The sequence below is a fragment of the Streptomyces hokutonensis genome (assembly GCF_000376565.1).
In the GTDB taxonomy this organism is placed as follows: Bacteria; Actinomycetota; Actinomycetes; order Streptomycetales; family Streptomycetaceae; genus Streptomyces; species Streptomyces hokutonensis.
On record NZ_BARG01000011.1, the window covers coordinates 1 to 23149 of the forward strand.

21 protein-coding genes are annotated in these 23149 nt (G+C 69.8%); 16 read left to right on the forward strand and 5 right to left on the reverse strand.

What is annotated here, in order from left to right; all coding sequences use genetic code 11:
• Positions 1–42: 42 nt before the first annotated feature.
• On the reverse strand, positions 43–714 hold the full coding sequence (locus SSP08S_RS04105) for a lysophospholipid acyltransferase family protein (protein WP_019066308.1): 672 nt from the start codon (positions 712–714) through the stop codon (positions 43–45).
• Between the two features lie 319 nt (positions 715–1033).
• On the opposite strand from SSP08S_RS04105, the gene SSP08S_RS04110 reads away from it, so the two are divergent.
• The 3 genes from SSP08S_RS04110 to SSP08S_RS04120 all read left to right on the forward strand — a co-directional run bounded on the left by SSP08S_RS04110 (position 1034) and on the right by SSP08S_RS04120 (position 3338).
• On the forward strand, positions 1034–2215 hold the full coding sequence (locus SSP08S_RS04110; protein ID WP_019066309.1) for a glycerophosphodiester phosphodiesterase: 1182 nt from the start codon (positions 1034–1036) through the stop codon (positions 2213–2215).
• Between the two features lie 73 nt (positions 2216–2288).
• Positions 2289–2795, forward strand: coding sequence for a sigma-70 family RNA polymerase sigma factor (locus SSP08S_RS04115; protein WP_019066310.1), 507 nt, complete (start codon positions 2289–2291; stop codon positions 2793–2795).
• 45 nt (positions 2796–2840) lie between these two features.
• Positions 2841–3338: a GNAT family N-acetyltransferase gene (locus SSP08S_RS04120; RefSeq protein ID WP_019066311.1), complete on the forward strand. Its 498-nt coding sequence runs from the start codon at positions 2841–2843 to the stop codon at positions 3336–3338.
• Here SSP08S_RS04120 and SSP08S_RS04125 read toward each other — a convergent pair.
• A complete protein-coding gene (locus tag SSP08S_RS04125) occupies positions 3328–3777 on the reverse strand; it encodes a hypothetical protein (RefSeq protein WP_019066312.1) in 450 nt (149 codons plus the stop codon). The two genes, SSP08S_RS04120 and SSP08S_RS04125, sit on opposite strands and share 11 nt — an antisense overlap.
• 1 nt (position 3778) lies before the next feature.
• Positions 3779–4138 carry a hypothetical protein gene (locus tag SSP08S_RS04130; RefSeq protein WP_019066313.1) on the reverse strand — a complete coding sequence of 120 codons (360 nt, stop codon included), beginning with the start codon at positions 4136–4138 and terminating at the stop codon, positions 3779–3781.
• 51 nt (positions 4139–4189) lie between these two features.
• Here SSP08S_RS04130 and SSP08S_RS04135 point away from each other — a divergent pair, with 51 nt between their 5' ends.
• The 11 genes from SSP08S_RS04135 (at position 4190) to SSP08S_RS04185 (ending at position 17880) form a co-directional block, all read left to right on the forward strand.
• Positions 4190–4840 carry an HAD family hydrolase gene (locus tag SSP08S_RS04135; protein WP_019066314.1) on the forward strand — a complete coding sequence of 217 codons (651 nt, stop codon included), beginning with the start codon at positions 4190–4192 and terminating at the stop codon, positions 4838–4840.
• Between the two features lie 329 nt (positions 4841–5169).
• Positions 5170–6204, forward strand: coding sequence for a methionine ABC transporter ATP-binding protein (locus SSP08S_RS04140; protein ID WP_019066315.1), 1035 nt, complete (start codon positions 5170–5172; stop codon positions 6202–6204).
• The gene (locus tag SSP08S_RS04145) at positions 6201–6905 is read left to right on the forward strand and encodes a methionine ABC transporter permease (RefSeq protein WP_019066316.1); all 705 of its coding nucleotides are present in this window, start codon (positions 6201–6203) and stop codon (positions 6903–6905) included. The genes SSP08S_RS04140 and SSP08S_RS04145 overlap by 4 nt, the downstream gene beginning before the upstream one ends.
• Positions 6906–6984: 79 nt before the next feature.
• Positions 6985–7818 (forward strand): MetQ/NlpA family ABC transporter substrate-binding protein, encoded by an 834-nt coding sequence (locus SSP08S_RS04150; RefSeq protein ID WP_019066317.1) that lies wholly within the window; start codon positions 6985–6987, stop codon positions 7816–7818.
• 20 nt (positions 7819–7838) lie between these two features.
• The gene (locus tag SSP08S_RS04155) at positions 7839–8675 is read left to right on the forward strand and encodes a MetQ/NlpA family ABC transporter substrate-binding protein (RefSeq protein ID WP_019066318.1); all 837 of its coding nucleotides are present in this window, start codon (positions 7839–7841) and stop codon (positions 8673–8675) included.
• 143 nt (positions 8676–8818) lie between these two features.
• Complete coding sequence (locus SSP08S_RS04160) at positions 8819–9457, forward strand: GNAT family N-acetyltransferase (RefSeq protein WP_019066319.1); 639 nt, start codon at positions 8819–8821, stop codon at positions 9455–9457.
• A 115-nt stretch (positions 9458–9572) separates the two neighbouring features.
• Positions 9573–10796 carry a precorrin-6y C5,15-methyltransferase (decarboxylating) subunit CbiE gene (cbiE, locus tag SSP08S_RS04165; RefSeq protein ID WP_019066320.1) on the forward strand — a complete coding sequence of 408 codons (1224 nt, stop codon included), beginning with the start codon at positions 9573–9575 and terminating at the stop codon, positions 10794–10796.
• A 384-nt stretch (positions 10797–11180) separates the two neighbouring features.
• Positions 11181–15050 carry a nicotinate-nucleotide--dimethylbenzimidazole phosphoribosyltransferase gene (gene cobT / locus SSP08S_RS04170; RefSeq protein ID WP_019066321.1) on the forward strand — a complete coding sequence of 1290 codons (3870 nt, stop codon included), beginning with the start codon at positions 11181–11183 and terminating at the stop codon, positions 15048–15050.
• A 308-nt stretch (positions 15051–15358) separates the two neighbouring features.
• Complete coding sequence (gene cobA / locus SSP08S_RS04175; RefSeq protein WP_019066322.1) at positions 15359–16591, forward strand: uroporphyrinogen-III C-methyltransferase; 1233 nt, start codon at positions 15359–15361, stop codon at positions 16589–16591.
• 64 nt (positions 16592–16655) lie between these two features.
• The gene (locus SSP08S_RS04180) at positions 16656–17474 is read left to right on the forward strand and encodes a TrmH family RNA methyltransferase (RefSeq protein ID WP_019066323.1); all 819 of its coding nucleotides are present in this window, start codon (positions 16656–16658) and stop codon (positions 17472–17474) included.
• Between the two features lie 10 nt (positions 17475–17484).
• Positions 17485–17880 carry an NUDIX domain-containing protein gene (locus SSP08S_RS04185; protein WP_019066324.1) on the forward strand — a complete coding sequence of 132 codons (396 nt, stop codon included), beginning with the start codon at positions 17485–17487 and terminating at the stop codon, positions 17878–17880.
• A gap of 140 nt (positions 17881–18020) precedes the next feature.
• Here SSP08S_RS04185 and SSP08S_RS04190 read toward each other — a convergent pair whose 3' ends face one another.
• Positions 18021–19382, reverse strand: a complete 1362-nt coding sequence (locus SSP08S_RS04190) for a serine/threonine-protein kinase (RefSeq protein ID WP_019066325.1) — start codon at positions 19380–19382, stop codon at positions 18021–18023.
• A gap of 197 nt (positions 19383–19579) precedes the next feature.
• On the opposite strand from SSP08S_RS04190, the gene SSP08S_RS04195 reads away from it, so the two are divergent.
• Both SSP08S_RS04195 and SSP08S_RS04200 read left to right on the forward strand, forming a co-directional pair.
• On the forward strand, positions 19580–19855 hold the full coding sequence (locus SSP08S_RS04195; protein ID WP_019066326.1) for a DUF8836 family protein: 276 nt from the start codon (positions 19580–19582) through the stop codon (positions 19853–19855).
• A 212-nt stretch (positions 19856–20067) separates the two neighbouring features.
• The gene (locus SSP08S_RS04200; protein WP_026178166.1) at positions 20068–20277 is read left to right on the forward strand and encodes a hypothetical protein; all 210 of its coding nucleotides are present in this window, start codon (positions 20068–20070) and stop codon (positions 20275–20277) included.
• A gap of 159 nt (positions 20278–20436) precedes the next feature.
• Here SSP08S_RS04200 and SSP08S_RS54785 read toward each other — a convergent pair whose 3' ends face one another.
• Entirely contained in the window at positions 20437–22968 is a 2532-nt protein-coding gene (locus SSP08S_RS54785) for an NACHT domain-containing protein (RefSeq protein ID WP_158697128.1), read from the reverse strand.
• Between the last annotated feature and the right edge of the window lie 181 nt (positions 22969–23149).

Genomic DNA, 23149 nt, shown 5'->3' on the forward strand with positions numbered 1-23149 from the left:
CCACAACGCACCCGCACCCGAAAACGGTCAACCGCCGGAGGCTTACGCAGCCTTGGCCTTGGTCGCATACATGTCCACGTACTCCTGCCCCGACAACCGCATGACCTCAGTCATCACAGAGTCGGTAACAGCCCGCAGCACATACCGATCCCGGTCCATCCCCTCGTACCGGGAGAACTCCATCGCCTCACCGAACCGAACGGTGACCCGCCCCGGGCGGGGAATCCCCGCACCCCCCGGCTGCAACTTGTCCGTACCGATCATCGCGAACGGAACAACCGGCGCACCCGTCATCATCGTGAGCCGGGCGATGCCGGTACGGCCGCGGTACAGCCGCCCGTCGGGCGACCGCGTGCCCTCGGGGTAGATCCCGAAGACCTTGCCCTCCTCCAGCACGCGCCGCCCGGTCATGAGCGCGGCGACGCCGCCGTTGGCACCGTCCCGGTCCACCGGGATCATGCCGACGCCGGTGAAGAACCAGGCCATGAGGCGGCCCTTGAACCCCTTGCCGGTGACGTACTCGTCCTTGCCGATGAAGAGCACCTGGCGGTCGCAGACCAGCGGAAGGATCATCGAGTCGATGAACGTGAGGTGGTTGCCGGCCAGGATCACCGGGCCGTCACCGGGGATGTGCTCCGCGCCCTCCACACGTGTGCGGAACATCAGGCGCATGATCGGTCCGAGCACTGCCTTGATGAGCACGAAGCGGGACAACGGGCCCTCCGGTGTCAAGGGGTCGATATAAAACTGTGCAGGTGAGGACGATACTCGCGGTGCCCCGCGTATTGCACATCGGGTTCACCGAGGTCTTACGCAGTGTTGACGCACGTTTACCTGCGGTGTCGCTCCGGAGCCGCCCCGTAACCGGGCCGCCATGTTGTGACACATCTCGCGTTCCTTGCTGATGGCGTGTCAAACCTGTCCGTCCGTACGACATCCACCGTCACCGCCGTGTTCGGGCCGAGGTCTCCCTTTCGTCATGTACGCGCACCTACGATCGGCGCGCACCGACGGGGCGACGCCAGGAGGTTTCATGGACACGCAGGGAACGCAGGGGCCGAACGAGCGAGCCAACGGCACGGGACGACGGGCGCTCCTCGGCGCGGCCGTGCTCGGTGCGGGAGTGGCCGCACTGGGACCGGCGGGCACGGCGAGAGCCGCCGAGGCCTCGACGGCCCGTCACGGCGGTGGTCTGAAGGACCTGCCCAAGCCGACCATCGTCGGGCACCGGGGAACCAGCGGCTACCGTCCGGAGCACACCTTCGGCTCGTACAACCTGGCTCTCGACCTGGGCGCCGACATCGTCGAGGCCGGCGACCTCGTCCCCACCAAAGACGGTCACCTGGTCTGCCGGCACGAGCCGGAGATCGGCGGTACGACGAACGTCGCCGACCACCCCGAGTTCGCGAGCCGCAAGACCACCAAGCTCCTCGACGGCGTCTCCACGACCGGCTGGTTCACCGAGGACTTCACGCTCGCCGAGCTGAAGACCCTGCGCGCCATCGAGCGCATTCCGGCCAACCGCCCGCACAACACGCTTTACAACGGCCGCTGGGAGATCCCGACCTTCGAAGAGGTCCTCAAGTGGCAGGACGAGCAGACCCGTAAGCGCGGCAAGCAGGTCTGGATCTACCCCGAGATGAAGCACCCCACCTACTTCCGCAAGCGCGGATTCGAGATGGAGAAGCTGCTCTCGAGCGCCCTGCGCAAGCACGGCAAGGACAAGCGGAACTCGCCGGTCCTCATCCAGTCCTTCGAGCCGACCAGCATCCAGAAGATCAGCAAGCTCGTCCGCAACAACCTCGTCGTGCTGCTGTCCGGCACGGGCACCCGCCCCTTCGACTTCGTCGACCTGGGCGACCCGCGCACGGTCGACGACCTGGTCACCCCGAAGGGCCTCGCCGAGATCGCGACGTACGCGCAGGGTCTGGGCCCGACGCTCGACCTGATCATCACGAAGAACGCCGACGGGAGCCTGAACAAGGAGACCACCCTGGTCGCCGACGCGCACAAGGTGGGCCTGATCCTGCACCCCTACACCATGCGCAACGAGAACCCCTTCCTGCCGCTGGAGTACCGCAAGGGCACCGCCGTGGACGCCTACGGCGACGCGTTCGGCGCCTTCAAGCGCTACTTCGCCACCGGCATCGACGGTGTCTTCACCGACAACGCCGACACCGGTCTGCTGGCCCGCGCGGACTTCGTCAACGGCTGAGTCCCGCGCCCCGTTGGAGTGACAGACGGCCGCCCCGGCAACCTTCCGCCGGGGCGGCCACGTCGTGCCGCATATGACACACCAACTCGTCGCCACCCTGCGCCCACTGCTCGCGGCCGAGGCCTCCGCCGAGGCATATGCCTCCGGAACCGAGCCGGCCGACCTCGAACAGGCCGTCTGGCTCCGCCTCCTGGAACGCCTCGACGCCTCCGGCCCACCGGTCGACCCCCAGCGCTGGCTCCGCCGTGCGGTCCGCTCGGAGGCCCAGCGCACCCGCCGCACGGCCCGCCTCGAACAGTCGTACGGCGATGATCCCGTCGAGGACAGCGAGCGCGGCCCCGAGCAGTCCGCGATCACGGCGGCGCGGCATCGCGCGCTGCACGACGCGGTGCGCCGATTGCCCGGTCGCTGCCCGCGTCTGATGGAGGCGCTGCTGTCGCCCAAGGACCTCACCTACCGCGAGATCGCGGGGGAGTTGGGTATCTCACAGGGCAGTCTCGGCCCGGAACGTTCCAGATGTCTGGGATGTCTTCGCCGATTGCTGACGCCGGAGGTTGCGGCCCGCGAAGCGCGGGGATAGGAGTGAGAACCACATGGCGATCAGGTGAGCGGGAGGCGTGCGCACATGGGCATGAGTGTGACCATCTCGGTGGCGACCGAGCAGGACGCGGAGCAGATCTTCAGGCTGCAGTACCTGTGCTTCCAGAGCGAGGCGGCGCTGTACGGCAACTACCGCATCGACCCGCTCGTCCAGAGCCTCGACTCGGTCCGGGCCGAGCTCGGCTCCGACTGCGTCTTCGTGGCGCGGCTGGGCGAGGAGGTGGTCGGCTCGGTCCGCGGCACGGTGACGGAGGACGGCGCCGCCGCCATCGGCAAGCTCTGTGTCCACCCGCGCCTCCAGGGTCACGGCATCGGTGCCCGCCTCCTGCGCGCGGCCGAGTCGGCCCTCGCGGAGGAACGCGGCGCCAAGAAGTTCCGCCTCCACACCGGCCACCGCAGCGAGGGCAACCTCCGCCTGTACCGCCGCGTCGGCTACGAGACCGTAGGCACCTCCCAGGGCGACGACGGCGTACCGATGATCGTCCTGGAGAAGCCGGTCGAGGCGTACGTCGCTACGGCGTGACCGTGTCGGTGGTGTCGGCCGCGCGGTTCTTCCGGAGCCAGTAGAGCGCCGACAGCGGCAGCAGCACGGGGATGAAGATGTACCCCGCGCCGTAGTACGACCAGACCGTCGCGTCCGGGAAGGCCGAGCTGTCGATCACGGTCAGCGTGCCGACGATCAGGACACCCGCGAGTTCGGCGGCGCAGCACGCCTGTGCCGCCCTGCGGGCCCGTTCGCCGCCGCGGATCAGGGAGTACGTGATGAAGCCGTACACCACACCCGCGACGGCCGACAGCGAGTAGGCGAGCGGGGCCCGGTCGAACTCGGTGGCGATCTGGTAGACGGAGCGCGAGACCGCGCCGACGACCATCACGCCGTAGAACCAGACGAGCAGCATGCCGGGCCCGCTGATCAGCCGCTTCGGCTTCTCTTCCGCGGTGTTCTCTTCCACGGTGGTCATCTCAGCTTCCCCAGATGTCGTAGAGCCGGACTTCGAGCACGGCGAGGACCACGGCGCCGGCCGCGACCGTCGCCGTGCCCCAGCGGGTGCGCTCCGCCAGGGACATGAAGCCCGCCGCGGGCACCGCCGCGAACGCGCCCAGCAGATACGCCACGAAGATCGCCGTGCCCTGCTCCGCCTTCTCGCCGCGCGCCAACTGCACGATGCCGACCACCAGTTGGACCGTGGCCAGCAGGGTGACCACGGCCATGCCGATGAAGTGCCAGTCCTTCGTCGACTGGTCGCGGTAGGCCGCCCACCCGGTCCAGGCGGCGAGCAGCAGCGCGGCGACACCGATCGCCAGCGTCAGGGCATCAAGCATGCGGTGACCCTATTACGGGCCAAAAGACCCGGTGACCGTAGGGTCGGGAACATGAAGATCCATGCTGAGGCCCTCCTGTTCGACAACGACGGCACGCTTGTCTCCTCCCTCGAATCCGTGCGCAGGTGCTGGACGCGATGGGCGGCGGAGTTCGGGATCACCGCCGAGGACTTCGCCCGGGTCGAACTGCACGGGCGGACCGCCGTGGCGATAGCAGCCGACCTGCTGCCCGCCGACGTCGTCCCGGCGGCGGTCGCGCGGATCGAGGCGCTGGAGGTCGAGGACGTGCCCAACGGGGGTGCCGTGCTGCTGCCCGGCACGCGCGACTTCCTCGACTCGCTGCCCGCCGACAGCTGGGCCGTCGTCACCTCCGCCACCCGGCGCCTCGCCGAGGCGCGGCTCGCGCACGCCGGCATCCTCCCCAAGACCCTGGTGGTCGCCGAGGACGTCACGCGCGGCAAGCCCGACCCCGAGCCCTACCTCCTCGCCGCCCGCCAACTGGGCGTCGACCCGGCCCGCTGTGTCGTCTTCGAGGACGCCCCGGCGGGACTCCAGGCCGGCCGCGCGGCCGGAATGATCACCGTGGCATTGGCCACAACGCACGAGGCCCACGAGCTGGACGCCGACCTTGTTGTGAGTGACCTGTCAGCCTTGTCCGCGCTGGTCAGCGACGGGGGAGTGGAGATCTCCGTACGCGGTTGACGGGCGTCCGCCGCTGTCCGGCATACGGACAGCGGCCCTTTGTCAGGACCGTACGTCTGCTTTACTGATTCCATGACCACGACGAGCAGCCGCACCCTTGCGACCGAGGCGACCCTGACGCCCGGTGCTCGCTGTATGTGTCGAATGTGCGCCTTCTAGAGGGCCCCCGCACCACCCCCGGGCTTATGCGCCCCAGCCTCGCGCCCCGAAGCGAGCCGCCGTGGCACGTCCATGCGCCGAACGCCGTGTGACTCCGCCGCCCCACGCACATTTCCCCCCTCGTACCAGGGCACATCCACGCCCCTGTACTCGACAGTCATGGAACCCCAGTGATCACCACATCGGGCCTGACCAAGGTCTACCGCTCGCGCGGCCGTGAGGTCACCGCCCTCGACGGCGTCGACCTCCACGTCCGCGAAGGCGAGGTGTACGGCGTCATCGGCCAGTCCGGCGCCGGCAAGTCCTCGCTCATCCGCTGCGTCAACCTGCTGGAGAGGCCCACCGCCGGCACGGTCACCGTCGACGGACAGGACCTCACCGCACTCGCCGGGCGCGGACCGCGTGCCGGACGCGAACTCCGGCAGGCGCGCAGCCGTATCGGCATGGTCTTCCAGCACTTCAACCTGCTCTCCTCGCGGACCGTGCAGGACAACGTCGAGCTGCCGCTCGAAATCCTCGGCAAGTCGGGGAAGGAACGATCCGCCAAGGCCCTCGAACTCCTCGACCTCGTCGGGCTCGGCGACAAGGCCAAGGCCTACCCGGCCCAGCTCTCCGGCGGTCAGAAGCAGCGCGTCGGCATCGCCCGCGCCCTGGCCGGCGACCCCAAGGTCCTGCTCTCCGACGAGGCCACCAGCGCCCTCGACCCGGAGACCACCCGCTCGATCCTCCAGCTGCTGCGTGACCTGAACCGGCAACTGGGCCTGACCGTCCTGCTCATCACGCACGAGATGGACGTCGTGAAGTCGGTCTGCGACTCCGCCGCGCTCATGCAGCACGGGCGCATCGTCGAGTCCGGGACCGTCAGCGAACTGCTCGCCACCCCCGGCTCCGAGCTGGCCTCCGCACTCTTCCCGGTCAGCGGCGAGGCGGGCGGCGAGGACCGGACCGTCGTCGACGTCACCTTCCACGGCGAGGCCGCCACCCAGCCCGTCGTCTCGCAGCTCTCGCGCACCTACAACATCGACATCTCGATCCTCGGCGCCGCCATCGACACCGTCGGCGGACTCCAGGTCGGCCGCATGCGCATCGAACTGCCCGGCCGCTACGAGGACAACGTCGTGCCGATCGGCTTCCTGCGCGAACAGGGCCTGCAGATCGACGTGTTGGGCCAGGAGCCCGTACTGCTGAAGGAGGGTGCCAAGTGAGCTGGTCCGAGATGCAGCCCCTGCTGTCCCAGGCGTGTTGGGACACGCTCTACATGGTCGGCTGGTCCACGGTCATCGCCGTCGTCGGCGGACTCCCGCTCGGCATCCTGCTGGTCCTGACCGACCGCGGCGGACTCCTCCAGAACGTCGCCGCCAACAAGGTCATCGGGCAGATCGTGAACGTCGCCCGCTCGCTGCCGTTCATCATCCTCATGGTCGCGCTGATGAACTTCACCCGGACCATCACCGGGACGACGATCGGCCGCGAGGCCGCCATCGTGCCGCTCGCCATCGGAGCGATCCCCTTCTTCGCACGCCTGGTTGAGACGGCTGTCCGCGAAGTGGACGGCGGGCTCGTCGAGGCAGTGCAGTCGATGGGCGGCAACACCTGGACCATCGTGCGCAAGGTCCTCGTACCGGAGTCCCTGCCCTCGCTGATCTCCAGCACCACCACCACGATCGTCGCCCTCATCGGCTATTCGGCGATGGCGGGCACGGTCGGCGCGGGCGGCCTCGGCGACATCGCCATCCGCTACGGCTACCAGCGCTTCGAGACCCAGCTGATGTGGATCACCGTGGCGATCCTCGCGGTCGTCATCTCCCTCATCCAGTTCGCCGGCGACTACGCGGCCCGCTCGGTGCACCGGCGCGGCGGACGATCGGGTCCCGCGCCGAGGCTCCGGCTGCTGAAAGCCGCGTAGGCCCACACCCCACCCAGGCTCCCCGCCCCACCCAACGCGGGGTCGTAGTACGCGACACCCTTCAGGAAAGGCACTTTTCGTGCGTAACACCGCAAAGCTCACCACCGCCGTCCTCGCCGCCGGAGCGCTCACCTTCGCGCTCTCCGCGTGCGGCTCGGACAAGGGCTCCTCCTCGGCCTCCGACTACAGCGGACCGCTGGTCGTCGCCGCGAGCCCCACCCCGCACGCCGAGATCCTCGACTACGTCAAGGACCACCTGGCGAAGAAGGCCGGACTCGACCTGGAGGTCAAGGAGTTCACCGACTACGTCACGCCGAACACGGCGACCGAGGACGGCTCGGTGGGCGCCAACTACTTCCAGAACCAGCCGTACCTCGACGACTTCAACAAGAAGAACGGCACCCACATCGTGCCCGTCGTCACGGTCCACCTGGAGCCGCTCGGCCTCTACTCCCACAAGGTGAAGAGCGCCGACGCCCTGAAGAGCGGCGCGACGATCGCCGTCCCGAACGACAGCGTCAACGAGGCCCGCGCCCTCAAGCTGCTCGCGGCGAACAAGCTGATCACCCTCAAGGCAGGCGTGGGCAACGAGGCGACCCCCGCGGACATCACCGAGAACCCCAAGAAGCTCAAGTTCAAGGAGCTGGAGGCGGCCCAGACTCCGCGCTCCCTGGACGACGTCGACGCGGCCGTCATCAACGGCAACTACGCCATCTCCTCGGGCCTGAAGCCCGCCAAGGACGCCATCGTCCTGGAGTCCGCGACGAACAACCCCTACGGCAACTTCCTCGCGGTGAAGAAGGGCAATGAGAAGGACCCGCGCGTCAAGAAGCTCGCGAAGCTGCTGACCTCGCCCGAGGTGAAGAAGTTCATCGAGGACAAGTACGCCGGCTCCGTCATCCCGTCCTTCTGAGCCGACTCGGGGGAACCACCATGCGCAAGAGCATCGCCCTCACGGCGGCCGGACTCGCCGTGACCCTCTTCGGCCTCACGGCCTGCGGCTCGGGCTCGGACTCGGGCAAGAGCGGCGGCAAGGACGACGGCACCCTCGTCGTCGGTGCCACCGCCGTGCCTGCGGGCGAGGTCCTGACGTACATCAAGGACAACCTGGCCGCGAAGGCCGGACTCGACCTGGAGATCAAGGAGTTCACGGACTACGTCCTGCCGAACACCGCGCTCCAGGAGGGCTCGCTGGACGCGAACCTCTACCAGAACCAGCCCTTCCTGGACGAGTTCAACAAGTCCAAGGGCACCGACCTGGTCTCGGTCGTCAAGGCGTACCTGCCGCCGATGGGCGTGTACTCCAAGAAGATCGAGGACATCGCCAAGCTCGCCGACGGAGCCACCGTCGCCGTGCCCAACGAGACCACCAACGAGGGGCGCGCCCTCAAACTCCTCGCCGCCAAGGGGCTGATCACGCTCAAGGCGGGCGCGGGCACCGACGCGTCCCCGGCGGACGTCACGGCCAACCCGAAGCACCTGAAGTTCAAGGAGCTCGACCCGGCCCAACTCCCGCGCTCGCTCGACGACGTGGACGTGGCCGTCATCAACAACAACTACGCCCAGGACGCGGGCCTCAGCCCCGCCGAGGACGCGATCCTCCTGGAGTCGGCGAAGGACAACCCCTACGCCAACCTCCTGGCCGTCAAACGCGGCAACGAGGACGACCCCCGCGTCGAGAAGCTCGCGAAGCTGCTCGTCTCCGCCGACGTGAAGAAGTTCATAGCGGAGAAGTACAAGGGCTCCGTCCTGCCGGTCACTTCCGGCTGACGGGGGCGTATACGGCGTATCACCACGCACGGGGTCCACTCGCTCACCGCGGGTGGACCCCGTGGTGCGGTTCACTGCTTACATGCTGCATGCTGGGCAGTTCAGGTTGCCCTGAACATTTTCCAAAGGTTACGGAGTGGCGCATGACGAGCACCTTCCCCAACATCTCCATCAGCACGGAGCGGTTGGTGCTGCGGCCCCTCGACGAGGACGATGTGCAGGCCCTGGCCGAGATGATGAACGACGACCAGGTCGCGGCCTGGACCGATGTCCCCCAGCCGTTCACCGTCGCCGGCGCCCGCGAGTGGATCACCAACTACGCGCCCGCCGAACGGACTTCGGGCCGCGGCCTCGACCTCGCCGTCACCGAGTTCCTCACCCAACGTCTCGTCGGCATCGTCCAGTTGACCAAGACCGACTGGCATGTCCGGTCCACCGAACTGTCGTACATCATCGCCCCCTGGGCCCGCGGCGAGGGCTACGCCTCCGAAGCCGCCCTCGCCACCGCCCAATGGCTGTTCGGGGACCAGAAGTTGGAGCGCATCGAACTGCGCACCGCCGCCGACAACACCGCCTCCCAGCAGGTCGCCCAGAAGATCGGCTGCATCAGCGAGGGCGTCCTGAGGGGCGCCTGCATAGCGCACGTCCACGCCGACGACGGCACCTGGATCGACGTCCGCACCGACTTCATCGTGTGGAGCCTCCTCCCGGAGGACCTGGAGGGCACGGCGGAGCAGCTCGCCGACGTCGACGGTTTCACGTCACTCGCCGACTGGAACTGAATCCGGCGGGTACGACCACGGAAGCACCGCCCGGCCGCACCAGGTACCCTCACGGTGCCCGCGTACGGGCCGCTTCCCCCGACGACCTGCGATGTACCCCTGGAGACTGACGACGATGGCCGACCGCGTCACGGTGATCGGCTGGGACGGCTCTCCGCTGACAGCTGCGGCACGCTCCGCCCTGAGCGCCGCCACCCTGGTGGCCGGCGCGCCCCACCACCTGGAGCTGCCCGAGGTGCCGGCGCGCGCCGAACGCATCCGCCTCGGCAGCGTGGCCCTGGCCGCCCGCCGTATCGCAGGCGTTCGCGGCACCGCGGTGGTGTTCGCCGACGGGGACCCGGGCTTCTTCGGAGTCGTACGGACCCTGCGCGCACCCGAGTTCGGCCTGGAGGTGGAGGTCGTCCCCGCCGTCTCCTCGGTGGCCGCCGCCTTCGCCCGCGCCGGGATGCCCTGGGACGACGCACAGGTGGTCGTCGCACACCGGCGCACCCTGCGACGCGCGGTGAACGTGTGCCGGGCCCACACGAAGGTCGCCGTCCTCACCTCACCGGGCGCGGGACCCGCCGAACTCGGCCTGCTGCTGGAGGGCGTCCACCGCACCTTCGTCATCTGCGAGGAACTGGGCACCGAGCACGAGCAGGTCACCGTCCTCACCTCCGACAAGGCCGCCGACCGCACCTGGCGCGACCCCAACGTCGTCATCGTCATGGGCGGCCCCGTCGGCCCGACGGTCACGGCGGGACCGGGCGAGGGCTGGATCGCCGGCCGTGACCCGGCCGCCGTCGCCCGCGGCTGGACCCTCCCCGCCGAGGCCTACGGCGGTGATCTCGGCGAGGGCGAGACGGATCTGCTCCGGGCCGCCCAACTCGCCCGCCTCGGCCCGCGCGTGGGAGACCTCGTGTGGGACATCGGCTGCGGCAGCGGCGCCTTCGCCATCGAGGCGGCCCGCGCCGGAGCCGCCGTCATCGCCGTCGACCGCGACGCCCAGGCCTGCGCCCGCACCGACTCCGCGGCCCGCAGCTTCGGCGTGCACCTCCAGATCGTGAAGGGCGACGCCCCGCACATCCTGGAGAACCTCCCCGAACCTGACGTAGTACGGGTCGGCGGCGGGGGAGTGGCCGTCGTCTCCGCGGTCGCCGACCGGCGCCCGCAGCGCATCGTGGCGCACGCGTCCACCCGCGACGAGGCCGAACTCGTCGGCCGCGACCTCACGGAGCACGGCTACCACGTCGAGTGCGCCCTCATCCAGTCCGTCGAACTCGACACCAGGGCCTGGACGGAGACCGAACGGAGCGTCGCGTTCCTGCTCAGCGGCCTCCTTCCGGAGCGCGTTTCCTGACCCCTCGAACCGTCCCCGTGATCCTGTTGTCGTACTGCGCGCGGTAGGCTGGCGGACCGTTGTACCGCACAGGGTGGACCGGCGCTTCGTTCGCCAATGTCCGGAAAACCCGCCCGTTTTGGGGTGTGTGTGGTACAGCGGAACCGGAGGACGCGCAACGTGGCGCAGTCCACAGCGGGCCGTCGCGGATCAAGCTGCCGTGACGGCGCAACGGCCGCGACAATGCCATTCAATGGCTTTGTCGTCTAAATGGCTTTGTCGCTTTTTGGCGTCGAGTCGTTCGTGCCGCTGGACAGGCACGCTCGTTCTCCACTGCGGGGCGGTCGGTGCGCCGTTCCCGGTGAGCGGGTCGTAGAAGCACTAACCGATGGGCGAGGGGTACGCATGACCGACACCGGCCAGGTCCCGGCCGAGGGGTTGCCGGAGAACGCAGGCATGGTGGAACAGCCGAGCGTTCCCGCACACGGCGCGTACACCTACCTCTCCGAGACCACCGCAGAGGACGAGGACCTGCTCCTCCTCCCGGGCGCCCAGGGCGCCTGGGGCAACGAGGTCCCGCCCCCCGCCCCCGAGCCGGTCGTCGAGACCGTCCAGGAGCCGGCTCCGGCCCCGCTCGAGCCCGCTCCACTCGAGTCGGCCGCGTACGAGCCGGGTCTGCACGAGCCGGGTCTGCACGAGTCGGCTCTGCACGGGCAGGTTTCGCAGGAGTCGGCTCCGAACGGGCAGGCTCCGATCGGGCAGCTTTCGCACGAGTCGGTTCTGCACGAGCAGGGTGCGCACGCGTCGGGCCTGCACGAGCAGGGTGCGCAGGAGTCGGTTCTGTACGGGCAGGGCTCGTACGAGTCGGGTCCGCACGAGACGGCTCCGCATGGGCAGGGTGCGCATGACTCGGCTCCGCACGAGCCCGGTCCGCACGAGACGGCGGGTCGGGACAGCGGCTCCGTCGACCTCGGTGCCGTCCGGCTCGCCGAACCGCCGCCCGCGCCGGTCACCCCGCGCCGCCCGCTGCACCTCGGCCCGCCGCTCCCCGACACCTCCGCGAGCCCGGTCCGCTCCCTCGCCGACCGCGGCCCCGCCGGTGCGCCGGTACGGCAGTCAGGGCCGCCGACGACCAGCCCCGAGTACCTCGACGCACCCCAACTCCGCGACCTGCCCCCGCAGGGCGCGGCCCCCTGGGGCGCCCACTCCTCGGTCGCCGCAGGGGTGCGAACCGCCGAAACGGTTGCTCCGGCACAGGCACCGGCGGCCGAACCGGCCCCGGAGCCCGCCGACGCGGCCCAGGCGGCGGTGGCGAGGCTCGCCACGGAAGCGGTGAACGGGGGAGTCGCCACGGCTGTGGACACCGCGCTCACCCCGGCTTCAGAGCCGGGCCCGGGCTTGGCGCAGGCCCCCGACGCGGGGGAGGCCTGGCAGGGCCACGGCCAGCTGTACGCGGTGGAGACGGCGACGGCGACGTCCGCTGCGGAGTCCTCGGCTTCCTCTGCTTCTTCGGTTCACGCGAGCACGGAGAGCTCTGAACCGGTTGGTGTGCCTGAGGTGGGTCAACTGCCGGAAGGCGCTGAGGGGTTGGGTGCCGAGCAGTTCCAGGACGGCGCTTCGGCCTCCGTTGCCGGGGTGGACCCCGATGCCATCCTCGTGCAGGACAGCAACCCCGTTTCCGAAGCCGCGCAGACCCCTGAGGGCGCGTTCGTCGTCTCCCCGACCCCGGAAGCCGTAGCCGCCGCGGAGCCGGGCCACGCGCAGGAAGACCAGGCTCTCGACGAGGCCGGCGAGGTCCAGGTGCAGGACGCCGGGACAACTCCCCCTGTTCCTACGGCAGTCGAGACCCCGCTCACCCCCGAGCCCCTCGCCCCCGCCTCGGACACCGAGCAACCCGCACCCGCGGCCGACGACTCGGCTCCTCTCGCCGAGGCACACCCCGACCCTGCGGTCACGCCCTTCGAGGAGGCCGTCCCCACTCCGGTCGTCGAAGAGTCACCCGTCGTCCTCGACGCGACCCCGGGCGACCCGGCTGTCCAGCCCACCGCCGCACCCGAAGCCGTACCGGACCAGCAGTTCGTGGCGGAAGCGGAGCCGGCGCTCGCGCCGCAGCCGACCACCGCCGAGACCCACGAAGCGGAGGCCGTCGACCTCCACGCCCCGCTCTCCGCCGAGCAGCCCCCCGTCGCGGAGCCCCTCGCTCAACCCGTCACCCCGGAAGCCGAGTTCGTGGAGTCCGCCGAGGAGCCGCAGGCCGCCCCGGCGGGCCCGAACCCCGACGACTCTCTCGGCCGCTTCGTGCCGGTGGAGGGCTCCGTGCCCACCACCCCGCACCTCGCACCGACCCCGCCGCACCCTCTCACCCTCCCCACGGAGGACCCGTCGGGCGGCGCGGAAGCCTTCGCCGCCGTCCCCGGCCCCCGAGAGGCCGACGGTGACGGTGAGCCCGAACTCGTACAGCACGCGGACGACCTGGACACCCGGGCCGCCGACCAGGAAGAAGAGAGCACGGCCGCAGTGGAAGAGGTACGAGAGTCCACCGGCCCTGCCGCACCCGCCTATGACGACGCCGAGCGCGAGGCCGTGCTGAAGGTGATGCGCGAGCGCCGTGACATCCGCAACGGCTTCCGCAGCGACCCGATCCCGCACGACGTGCTGCTGCGTGTGCTGGAGGCGGCGCACACGGCGCCGTCCGTCGGGCACTCCCAGCCGTGGGACTTCGTGGTCATCCGCTCCGCCGACACCCGCCGCAACATGCACGAACTGGCCCAGAGTCAGCGCGAGGCGTACGCGAAGTCGCTGCCCAAGGGCCGGGCGAAGCAGTTCAAGGAACTGAAGATCGAGGCGATCCTCGACACCCCGGTGAACATCGTCGTCACCGCCGACCCGACCCGCGGCGGCCGGCACACCCTCGGCCGCCACACGCAGCCGCAGATGGCGCCGTACTCCGCCGCCCTCGCGGTGGAGAACCTGTGGCTCGCGGCCCGTGCCGAGGGCCTCGGGGTCGGCTGGGTCAGCTTCTTCGACGAGCGCGAGATGGTCCGCGCGCTCGGTCTGCCGGAACACCTGGAGGTCATCGCGTACCTCTGCGTCGGCTACGTCGACGAGTTCCCGGAGGAGCCCGAGCTGATGCAGGCGGGCTGGTCCAAGCGCCGCCCGCTGTCGTGGGTCGTGCACGAGGAGACGTACGGCCGCCGTGCCCTGCCCGGCGAGGACCCGCACGACCTGCTCGCCGAGACCGTCGCCGGGATCCGCCCGCTGGACGCGAAGGCGCTCGGCGAGGCGTGGGAGCGGCAGAAGCGGATGACGAAGCCGCCGGGTTCGCTCGGCATGCTGGAGATCATCTCCGCGCAGCTGTCCGGTCTCTCCCGGCAGTGCCCGCCGCCGATCCCGGAGCCCGCGGCCGTCGCGATCTTCGCCGGCGACCACGGAGTGCACGCGCAGGGCGTCACCCCCTGGCCGCAGGAGGTGACGGCCCAGATGGTCGCCAACTTCCTTGGCGGCGGCGCCGTTTGCAACGCCTTCGCGAGCCAGGTGGGCGCCGAGGTGTGCGTGGTGGATGTGGGGGTGGCGTCCGAACTGCCCGCCACACCCGGCCTGTTGCCCCGCAAGGTCCGTGCCGGTACGTCCGACATGACGACCGGTCCGGCGATGTCCCGCGAGGAGGCCAAGCAGGCCATCGAGGTGGGCATCGAGACGGCCCGCGACCTGGTGGCGGCAGGCAACAGGGCTTTGCTCACGGGGGAGATGGGCATCGCGAACACCACCGCGTCCGCCGCCCTGATCTCGGTCTTCACGGACACCGACCCCGCCGATGTCACCGGCCGGGGCACCGGCATCAACGACGAGACCCTGGCCCGCAAGACGGAGGTCGTGCGCCGCGCGATCGAACTCCACCAACCGGACCCGGCCGACCCCATCGGCGTCCTCGCCGCGATCGGCGGCTTCGAGCACGCGGCCATGGTCGGCCTGCTGCTCGGCGGCGCGTCCCTGCGTACGCCGGTGATCCTGGACGGCGTCAGCGCCGGCGCCGCGGCTCTCGTGGCCCGTGCCATCGCCCCCGAGGTCCTCGCGGCCTGCATCGCGGGTCACCGCAGCGCCGAACCGGGTCACGTCGCCGCCCTCAACAAGCTCGGCCTCCGCCCCCTGGTCGACCTGGACCTCCGCCTCGGTGAGGGCACGGGCGCGCTGCTGGCCCTCCCCCTGGTGCAGAGCACGGCGCGGGCGATGCACGAGGTGGCGACGTTCGATTCGGCGGGGGTAACTGAGAAGTAGGCGTGGGAGGGGGTCCGGCACTACGGTTCCGGCCCCTTCTCAGCCGCTGCGGTCCGCGTAGCCTTCCCGCGCGCAGCGGTGTCGGGCCCGTATTCAGCCCGCCGCGGTGGTGGGCAGGCGTTCCGACCGGCGATGGGGGTCTCCCGCACGAGCGAAGCCGAGAGTGGGGGAGAGCGGGCACAGCCGCCCCACCGGCCTGCGCCCGACAGGAAAGCCCAGCCACTGGACCGCAGCGCCGCCCGACCCACCCGCACCGTAAAATTCCCACCTCAGGGCCACCGCACGCCGCAAAAGGGAGCCGCACCCTCATGGCCGAAAACCCCGCCTACCCCGTAGGCCTCCGCCTCACCGGCCGCAGGGTCGTCGTCCTGGGCGGCGGCCAGGTCGCCCAGCGCCGCCTGCCGGCGCTGATCGCGGCGGGCGCGGACATCACCCTCGTATCCCCCGAGGCGACCCCCTCCGTCGAAGCCATGGCGGACGCGGGCGAGATCACCTGGGAGCGACGCCCGTACGCGCAAGGCGATCTCGCGGACGCCTGGTACGCGCTCATCGCCACCACCGACCCCGAGGCCAACACGGCCGCCTCCGCCGAGGCGGAAGCCCACCGCGTCTGGTGCGTCCGCGCGGACGACGCCGACCAGGCCACCGCCTGGACCCCGGCGACCGGCCACAGCGAGGGCGTCACCGTCGCCGTCCTCACCACGGACGCGCGCGGCCGGGACCCCCGCCACACCGCCGCGATCCGCGACGCGGTAGTGGCAGGCCTTCGCGACGGCACCCTCGTGGCGCCCCACCACCGCACCCGAACCCCCGGCGTCGCCCTCGTCGGCGGCGGCCCCGGCGACCCGGACCTCATCACGGTCCGCGGCCGCCGCCTCCTCGCCGAGGCCGACGTCGTCATCGCCGACCGCCTAGGCCCCCGCGACCTCCTCGCCGAACTCCCCCCGCACGTCGAGGTGATCGACGCGGCGAAGATCCCGTACGGCCGTTACATGGCCCAGGAGGCCATCAACAACGCCCTGATCGAACACGCCAAGCAGGGCAAGTCGGTCGTACGACTCAAGGGTGGCGACCCGTACGTCTACGGCCGCGGCATGGAGGAGGTCCAGGCGCTCGCGGAGGCCGGTATCCCGTGCACGGTCGTGCCCGGCATCTCCAGCTCGATCTCGGTACCGGGCGCGGCCGGTATCCCGGTCACCCATCGCGGAGTCGCACACGAGTTCACGGTGGTCAGCGGCCATGTCGCCCCTGACGACGAACGCTCCCTGGTCGACTGGCCGTCCCTCGCGAAGCTCACCGGCACGCTGGTGGTCCTGATGGGCGTGGACAAGATCGGGAAGATCGCCGAGACCCTGATCGCGCACGGGAAACCGGCCGACACCCCGGTCGCCCTGGTCCAGGAGGGCACCACGGCCGCCCAGCGCCGCGTGGACGCGACCCTCGCGACGGTCGGCGAGACCGTCCGCGCACAGGACGTGAAGCCGCCGGCGGTGATCGTCATCGGCGCGGTCGCCACCGTAGGCCCGAAGGCCCTCGCGTAACCCCGGGTAACACAACCCGTTCCCAGCCGTTGGCACGACACCCAGGACAAGGCAGTATCACCCTGTGGCCGATCTCATCACCGTTGAGGATCCCGACGACCCGCGCCTGCGTGATTACACGGGCCTGACCGACGTAGAGCTGCGCCGCAAGCGCGAACCGGCCGAGGGCCTGTTCATCGCCGAGGGCGAGAAGGTCATCAGACGGGCCAAGGACGCGGGCTACGAGATGCGCTCGATGCTGCTGTCCGCGAAGTGGGTCGACGTCATGCGGGACGTCATCGACGAACTCCCGGCCCCCGTCTACGCGGTGAGCCCGGAGCTGGCCGAACGTGTCACGGGCTACCACGTACACAGGGGCGCCCTCGCCTCCATGCAACGCAAACCGCTCCCCACGGCCCACGAACTCCTCCAGACCACCCGCAGGGTGGTGGTGATGGAGTCGGTCAACGACCACACCAACATCGGCGCGATCTTCCGCTCGGCGGCGGCACTGGGCATGGACGCGGTCCTGCTCTCCCCAGACTGCGCGGACCCCCTCTACCGCCGCAGCGTGAAGGTCTCGATGGGCGCGGTCTTCTCGGTCCCCTACGCCCGGCTCGACAGCTGGCCCAAGGGCCTGGAGTCGGTCCGCGAGGCGGGCTTCACGCTCCTCGCGCTCACCCCCGACGAGAAGGCGAAGAGCCTCGACGAGGCGGCCCCGCACCGCATGAACAGAGTGGCCCTGATGCTGGGGGCAGAGGGCGACGGCCTCTCGACCCAGGCCCTGGTGGCGGCCGACGAATGGGTCCGCATCCCCATGGCCCACGGCGTCGACTCCCTCAACGTGGGCGCCGCCGCTGCCGTAGCCTTCTACGCGGTGGCCACCGGCCGCCCCGAACTCTAGGGAGCACGGCTTGGCGCAGCGCGAGGCGATCGTCGCAGTCCTCCGGCGCGCGGACCGCGTCCTGGTCATCCGCCGCGGCCCCGACTCCGCCCGCTCCGGCTACTGGGCCCCGCTCAGCGGCAAACTCGAACCGGGCGAGACCCAGGAACAAGCCCTGGTCAGAGAGGTCCACGAGGAGGTCGGCCTCACGGTCTCCCCCCTGGCCAAGGTCTGGCAGTCCGACACCGACGACGGCGTCTTCCGCCTCCACTGGTGGACCGCCACCGAAACAGGCAACGGCACGATCGTCCCCGACCCCGGCGAGGTCTCCGAGGTCCGCTGGGTCACCCCGGCCGAGTTCCTGACGATGACCCCACTCTTCGACGCGGACCGAGAGTTCTTCGAGCGGGTGCTGCCGGGGTTGTAAGCACGGCTGGATTTTCAGCCCGTCCGGCGTTTGAGGACGAGGCCGTTCAGGCCGAAGCGGGGGTCTGGGGGCGGCAGCCTCCAGGGACGGGACGGGCAGGGGCGGCGGGGGCGAAACAACCCCACGACCCGCACCACTCACTACCCGGCGAAACCACCCACAGCCCCGAACCGCCCGTCCGCCCCCACGACCCGCTGCACACCGTCCCCCGTACGCCCAAGCCCATGCGCCGGCCCCGAACACCCCTGAGCCACCGCGATCCCGAGCGCGACCAGCAGGGTCACCACGACGAACACGAACAACCGCTGCCGCAACAGCCGCGGATTGGCGGGCCGCCGCCCCGTACCCGTGGTCCGCGGCCCCGGCCGCCCGCCGCCATTACGCGGAGCGGGACGGCTACCACTGCCGTTACCGGAGGAGCGTGTGGTGTTACGCCCAGCCGGAGTCTGCCGCGCCTGACTCGGCCGGGAAGGAACGCCCCCACCCCCACGCGACGCACTGCCCCCACCCCGCGAAGGCGGAGCCGCACCGCGCGGCGCCGGAGTACCCTGCGGCCCCTGCGGCCGCCGCCCCCCTTGCGTCCGCTGCTGCTCCGGATAGCTCTCGGTGAGCCGCCCGGTGGGCCGATCGGCCTCGCTGCCACGCGGCGCGGGCGGCCGTACATCCGACAACCCCTGCGCCTCACGGGCGGCGATCTCCTTGAGCCGCAAGGACAGTTGGAGAGTGCTGGGCCGCTCCTCGGGGTCCTTCGCCAGACACGCCCGCACCAGCGGAGCAAGCGCGTCCGGTACGCCGTGCAGCTGCGCCTCCTCGTGCACCACGCGGTACAGCATCACCTCCGAACTACCGTGCCCGAAGGGCGAGTCGGAGGTGGAGGCATACGCGAGCGTGGCCCCGAGCGAGAACACATCCGTGGCCGGCGTGACCGCGGCCCCCCGCACCTGCTCGGGCGCGAGGAACCCCGGCGACCCCACCGCCGTACCGACGTGGGTGAGCGTCGACGCCCCGGTCGCCCAGGCGATCCCGAAGTCGATGATCCGCGGGCCCTTGGGGGAAAGCAGAATGTTGGACGGCTTGAGGTCCCGGTGGACGACCCCGGCCTCATGCACGGCGACGAGCCCCTCGGACAGGGCGGCCCCGATCGCGGCGACCTCGGCCGCACCGAGCGCCCCCTCGTCGGCGACCTTGTCGTGCAGGGAGGGCCCGGGAACGTACTGCGTCGCGAACCACGGCCGATCGGCCTCAAGATCCGCCGCGACGAGCCGGGCCGTGCACCCACCCCGGATCCGCCGCGCGGCCGACACCTCGCGCGCGAAACGCGAACGGAACTCCTGGTCCTCCGCCAGATCCGGCCGGATGACCTTCAGCGCGACCCGCTGGCCCTTGCGGTCGGAACCCAGATAGACGACGCCCATTCCGCCCGCGCCGAGCCGTCTGTGAAGCCTGAACGAGCCGACGACGCGCGGGTCCTCGCGCCTCAGGCGCATCATCGCCATGTTCATCCCCGCTGCCCGGTCCGTGTGACGAGCGACAGCTTACGTTTCCACAGCCGCCCGCGCGCAAAGGCCGCGCCCTCTCGGACCGACGGATTGTCAGTGCCGGGTGGGAAACTTTGAAGGGTGGTCAGAGGCCGTGCGAACAGCAGGACTTCATATCGCCCCCGACCCCAACCAACCATCACAGAAGGGGGATTGAGCGCGTGAAGGGTGATCGCGTCGAGATAGTGGTGGACGCCGGCGACACCACACGTACATACGAGGTGGTGGCGAGCAGGGCAGGCCGCAGGGTGGAGACGGCGGTACGACGAGGTGTCGTGGAAGTGAGCGAAGTCACCCGCAACGGCTCCGTCGTGCGCACCGCCCGTTTCATGGCGACCCGGGTCCTCGCCCTGGTCGAGCAGCCGGTCCCGCGTGAGGACAGCTCAGAGAAAGCGGGGCACACCGGACGCCCCCTCCGGGAAGACCCCGAGACCTAGGTCCCCGTCTCCACCCAGGGGAGTAGTTCGCAGGTCATTGCTCATCCTCCGGGAGGCCCGGCAATCGGTACGAGGGCATGACGACCCGCACCCGCCGCACGCCTAGATTTGAGGTCAAGCGGCGGGTGCAGCACTCGTCCCCCGAGGTCAGACACCCGCCGCTGCCAACGACAACTGAGTTCGGTCAACGGAGCACGGTCAGGAGAGGGACCATGGCCCATACGGCACCGCGGGCATTGATCCGCGAAGAGGGACGCAAGGCGTACAACGCGGCGTTCCGCACCCGCCGCACGGGCCGTCGCCACCCGCTGGTGGCGACCTTGATGGCACTTCCCCTGGCGGTCCTGCTCCTCGTCGTCTTCGACGGCTGGGAGACCGTGGCCACACAGGCGTCGTCCGTGGGAGTGATGCTGGGGCGCTGAGCGGCGACCCCAGGCCCGGAAGAGCGGTCCGGGCGGGGACATCAACCCATGAAACCCCGTGGGGACGGGGGTGCGGCGGACGGCAAAAAAAGCCGGCGCAGCTGGGGAGCTGCGCCGGCTTTGCTTTTTTTGTCTCGTCCGCTTCCATGCGGCCATCATTTACCAGCTGTACCGCTTTCGGTGTTTTGCGGCTCTGGCTCGCTCGGGCGGAGTCAGCTCGGGGTCGTCTGCCAGGCTGTCCAGGATGTAGGGGGCTCTGGGGTCCCGCAGCTTCATCAAGCCTTTACCAGCGTCCACGCGTGCGTGGTCCCAGTGTCCCGAGGTGGTCGCGATGTCTACCAGGGCGTCGCAGCAGCTGGAGACATCGTGGCGAGCGAGGAAGTCCGCTGCCACCACCCGGTGCTCGGCGAGCAGGTCTGGGTCGGACGACATGGCCAGATCCGTCAGTAGGCTCATGGCCCGGTCGTCCCCGAGCAGGCTCAGCGTGGCTGCCGCTTCTACCCGCACCATGCCACATACGTCTGCTCCGTAGTACGTCACGGCCATCTGCATGCGGTCGGGATGGTCGAAGACATAGGTGGCCATGATGTGTGCCACCTTGGCGCGGCGCCGGGTGCCCTTGGGGCTAGTGTCCACGGAGCCCGTGGCCATGTTCGCCAGCAAATCCCGGCCGCGTGAATCCCCCAGGATGGCGAGACGGCGGGCTGCCTCCACCCTGAGATCCCCTCTCAGCGTGAACCCTCCGGCCAGCTCGGCCAGGATGTTCGGGCCGTCCTCGTCGCCGAGCTCCGTCAGGCTCACTGCCGCGGATACTCGTTGCTCGTCGAACGGCTTGGAGCCGAGCGCCAAGGTGTGCAGTTTCCTGACGGCTGTGTCGACCACGGGGCTCGGCAGGGCCGTACCGAGCGCCTTCTGACCGACGATGAATGTCCAGCCGGCGAGCCCTCCGCGCTTTGCGAGCCGCTCTAACTGCCCGTCGACGTCCCTGCATCGAGCGCGCCACGCATCCAGAAGGAAGCCCAGGAAGGAGGTTTCTTCCGGGGGATGGTGCCATTTCCTGCGCGCCCATGGCATCGATCGCTGGGACCAGGCGTCGACGAACAGCTCGCGTACGACGAGGTCGCTCGCCTCGTCGTCATCCGCGATGTGCCGTGCGGCCAGATGCTCCATCAGCGTCTGGTGGAGGAAGACGAACTTGCCCGCATGCACGGTCAGCAGCCCGCTGCGGCGCAATGCCTCGCCCAAGAAGTCGTTCCAGGCGGCCGGCGGTACTCGGACCGGACGGTCGGCGCCAGGATGCGCGTCGACGATGGTCAGCACGTCGGCCGCGTTTCCCCGGTGCTGTTCGGCCGCCACGTGCGCAATGATGCCGACGAGGCAGTCGATGGCGCGGTGAGCACGTTCGAGTGCGTCGGGACCGTAGCGTCCCAGAGCGGCCTCGGTCTGCGTGGTGATGCCACCCCGCCCGCCCGAGTGCTGACGTTCATGCAGAAGATCGACGAAATGTTGGTACACAGCACCCCGGTTGAGCGGCAGCGGTCCTTCCGGAGCCTTCGCGCGCAACTGACACAGCATGGTGGCCATCAAGGGAGTGCAGGCCGGTTCGAGCAGCCCGGAGTCCGACACGGTGGCCACGAAAGAGCGCGCGAGCGTGGCGGGATCGGGTAACTCCAGGCAGCTGAACCATTGTTCGGCGAAGGCGGTGAGTTCTTCGGGCTCGAAGGGACGCAGCTCGTATTGAGGCACGGTTTTGTGGAGCGTGTCGAAGATGTCGCCCGGCAGCGGTCTGGTCGCCAATACGAACCGGTATGGCGAGGCCTCGGCGTCGCGCGCGATCGCCTCCAGCGTTTGTAGCACCCGTCTTCGCCCTGTGGGATCGGTAACCTCGTCCAGCCCGTCGACCAGGAGTCGCCACCGGGAGCCATGGCTGGGCGGGGCACGGAAAAAGTCTGGAGGGATGCGTTCCATCAAGCCGAAGCCGACGAGTTCCGAGGTCACGGATTCCACGATCGCCTCAGGCAAGGGGCGCGCTGTGGCGAGTTCGGCGGCTGGGAGAAGGATCGGCACCAAGGTATCCACGTCGCCGTGCATCCGGTGCTCCAGCGCGGCCGTCATACCGACGCGCAGCAGGCTGGTCTTGCCGCCGCCTGGCCCTCCAAGCACGAGACAGTTGCCGTCCCTGCTCAGGAGTTCCTCGCCGGACACCGACGACTCGGCACGCAGCGATGACGGTTGCGGCCCGCTCTCACGGACGTGCGCGCACTGGCGCAGGTAAACAGAGGCCAAAGGAGGCGTTTCCCCCGTCAGGACGCCTGCGTAAGGATGTTCACGGACGGCACGTCGCGCCGCCAGCAGATACAGCTCCAGCAGATCCGGCGAACGGGTCGCCAGCGTCCGCAGCGACTCAAGACGTTTCTCTTCCTTCGCTGTGGCTTGCAGAGCCTTCGCGATGTGCTTGAGCGACTTCGTGCCGGGTGCTGGATGGTCCGGGTCCAGCGCTTTGCTGATCGTCGCCTTCACCAGGCTAGTGCCCTGGAGTTCGAGTTGTCTGACGAGATCGGCCTGGCTCCAACCGCGACGCTCAAGGAGGTCGTTCAACAGGCGCTTCAATTCTTCGCGCGCCTGATAAGGGTCCCGAGACTCGCCAGCCGTCATCCGTACCGCCCCCGACGTGCAGTTTCTTTTGTTCATTTGAACCCGGTGAACTCCTTGTCGGCCTTTCCTGGTGCTCGACCGGCCGGTCGCCCGTAGTCGACCGACGACAAGGAGTACCCAGACTATGCTTCGCAAGTTCACGCGTCGCCCTCGCCGTTCCCGTGAGAGCCTCGGCAACGCTGCGGTGAGCGGCGTCCTATCGGGGATCGTGCGCGCC

Bases quoted from the DNA above. Each gene is read 5' to 3' on its own strand.
- SSP08S_RS04115 (WP_019066310.1), top strand. From the start codon at position 2,289: ATGACACACCAACTCGTCGCCACCCTGCGCCCACTGCTCGCGGCCGAG.
- SSP08S_RS04155 (WP_019066318.1), top strand. From the start codon at position 7,839: ATGCGCAAGAGCATCGCCCTCACGGCGGCCGGACTCGCCGTGACCCTC.
- cobA (WP_019066322.1), top strand. From the start codon at position 15,359: ATGGCCGAAAACCCCGCCTACCCCGTAGGCCTCCGCCTCACCGGCCGC.
- SSP08S_RS04130 (WP_019066313.1), bottom strand. From the start codon at position 4,138: ATGCTTGATGCCCTGACGCTGGCGATCGGTGTCGCCGCGCTGCTGCTC.
- SSP08S_RS04160 (WP_019066319.1), top strand. From the start codon at position 8,819: ATGACGAGCACCTTCCCCAACATCTCCATCAGCACGGAGCGGTTGGTG.
- SSP08S_RS04135 (WP_019066314.1), top strand. From the start codon at position 4,190: ATGAAGATCCATGCTGAGGCCCTCCTGTTCGACAACGACGGCACGCTT.
- SSP08S_RS04190 (WP_019066325.1), bottom strand. From the start codon at position 19,382: ATGAACATGGCGATGATGCGCCTGAGGCGCGAGGACCCGCGCGTCGTC.
- SSP08S_RS04200 (WP_026178166.1), top strand. From the start codon at position 20,068: ATGGCCCATACGGCACCGCGGGCATTGATCCGCGAAGAGGGACGCAAG.
- cbiE (WP_019066320.1), top strand. From the start codon at position 9,573: ATGGCCGACCGCGTCACGGTGATCGGCTGGGACGGCTCTCCGCTGACA.
- SSP08S_RS04110 (WP_019066309.1), top strand. From the start codon at position 1,034: ATGGACACGCAGGGAACGCAGGGGCCGAACGAGCGAGCCAACGGCACG.
- cobT (WP_019066321.1), top strand. From the start codon at position 11,181: ATGACCGACACCGGCCAGGTCCCGGCCGAGGGGTTGCCGGAGAACGCA.
- SSP08S_RS04120 (WP_019066311.1), top strand. From the start codon at position 2,841: ATGGGCATGAGTGTGACCATCTCGGTGGCGACCGAGCAGGACGCGGAG.
- SSP08S_RS04125 (WP_019066312.1), bottom strand. From the start codon at position 3,777: ATGACCACCGTGGAAGAGAACACCGCGGAAGAGAAGCCGAAGCGGCTG.
- SSP08S_RS54785 (WP_158697128.1), bottom strand. From the start codon at position 22,968: ATGAACAAAAGAAACTGCACGTCGGGGGCGGTACGGATGACGGCTGGC.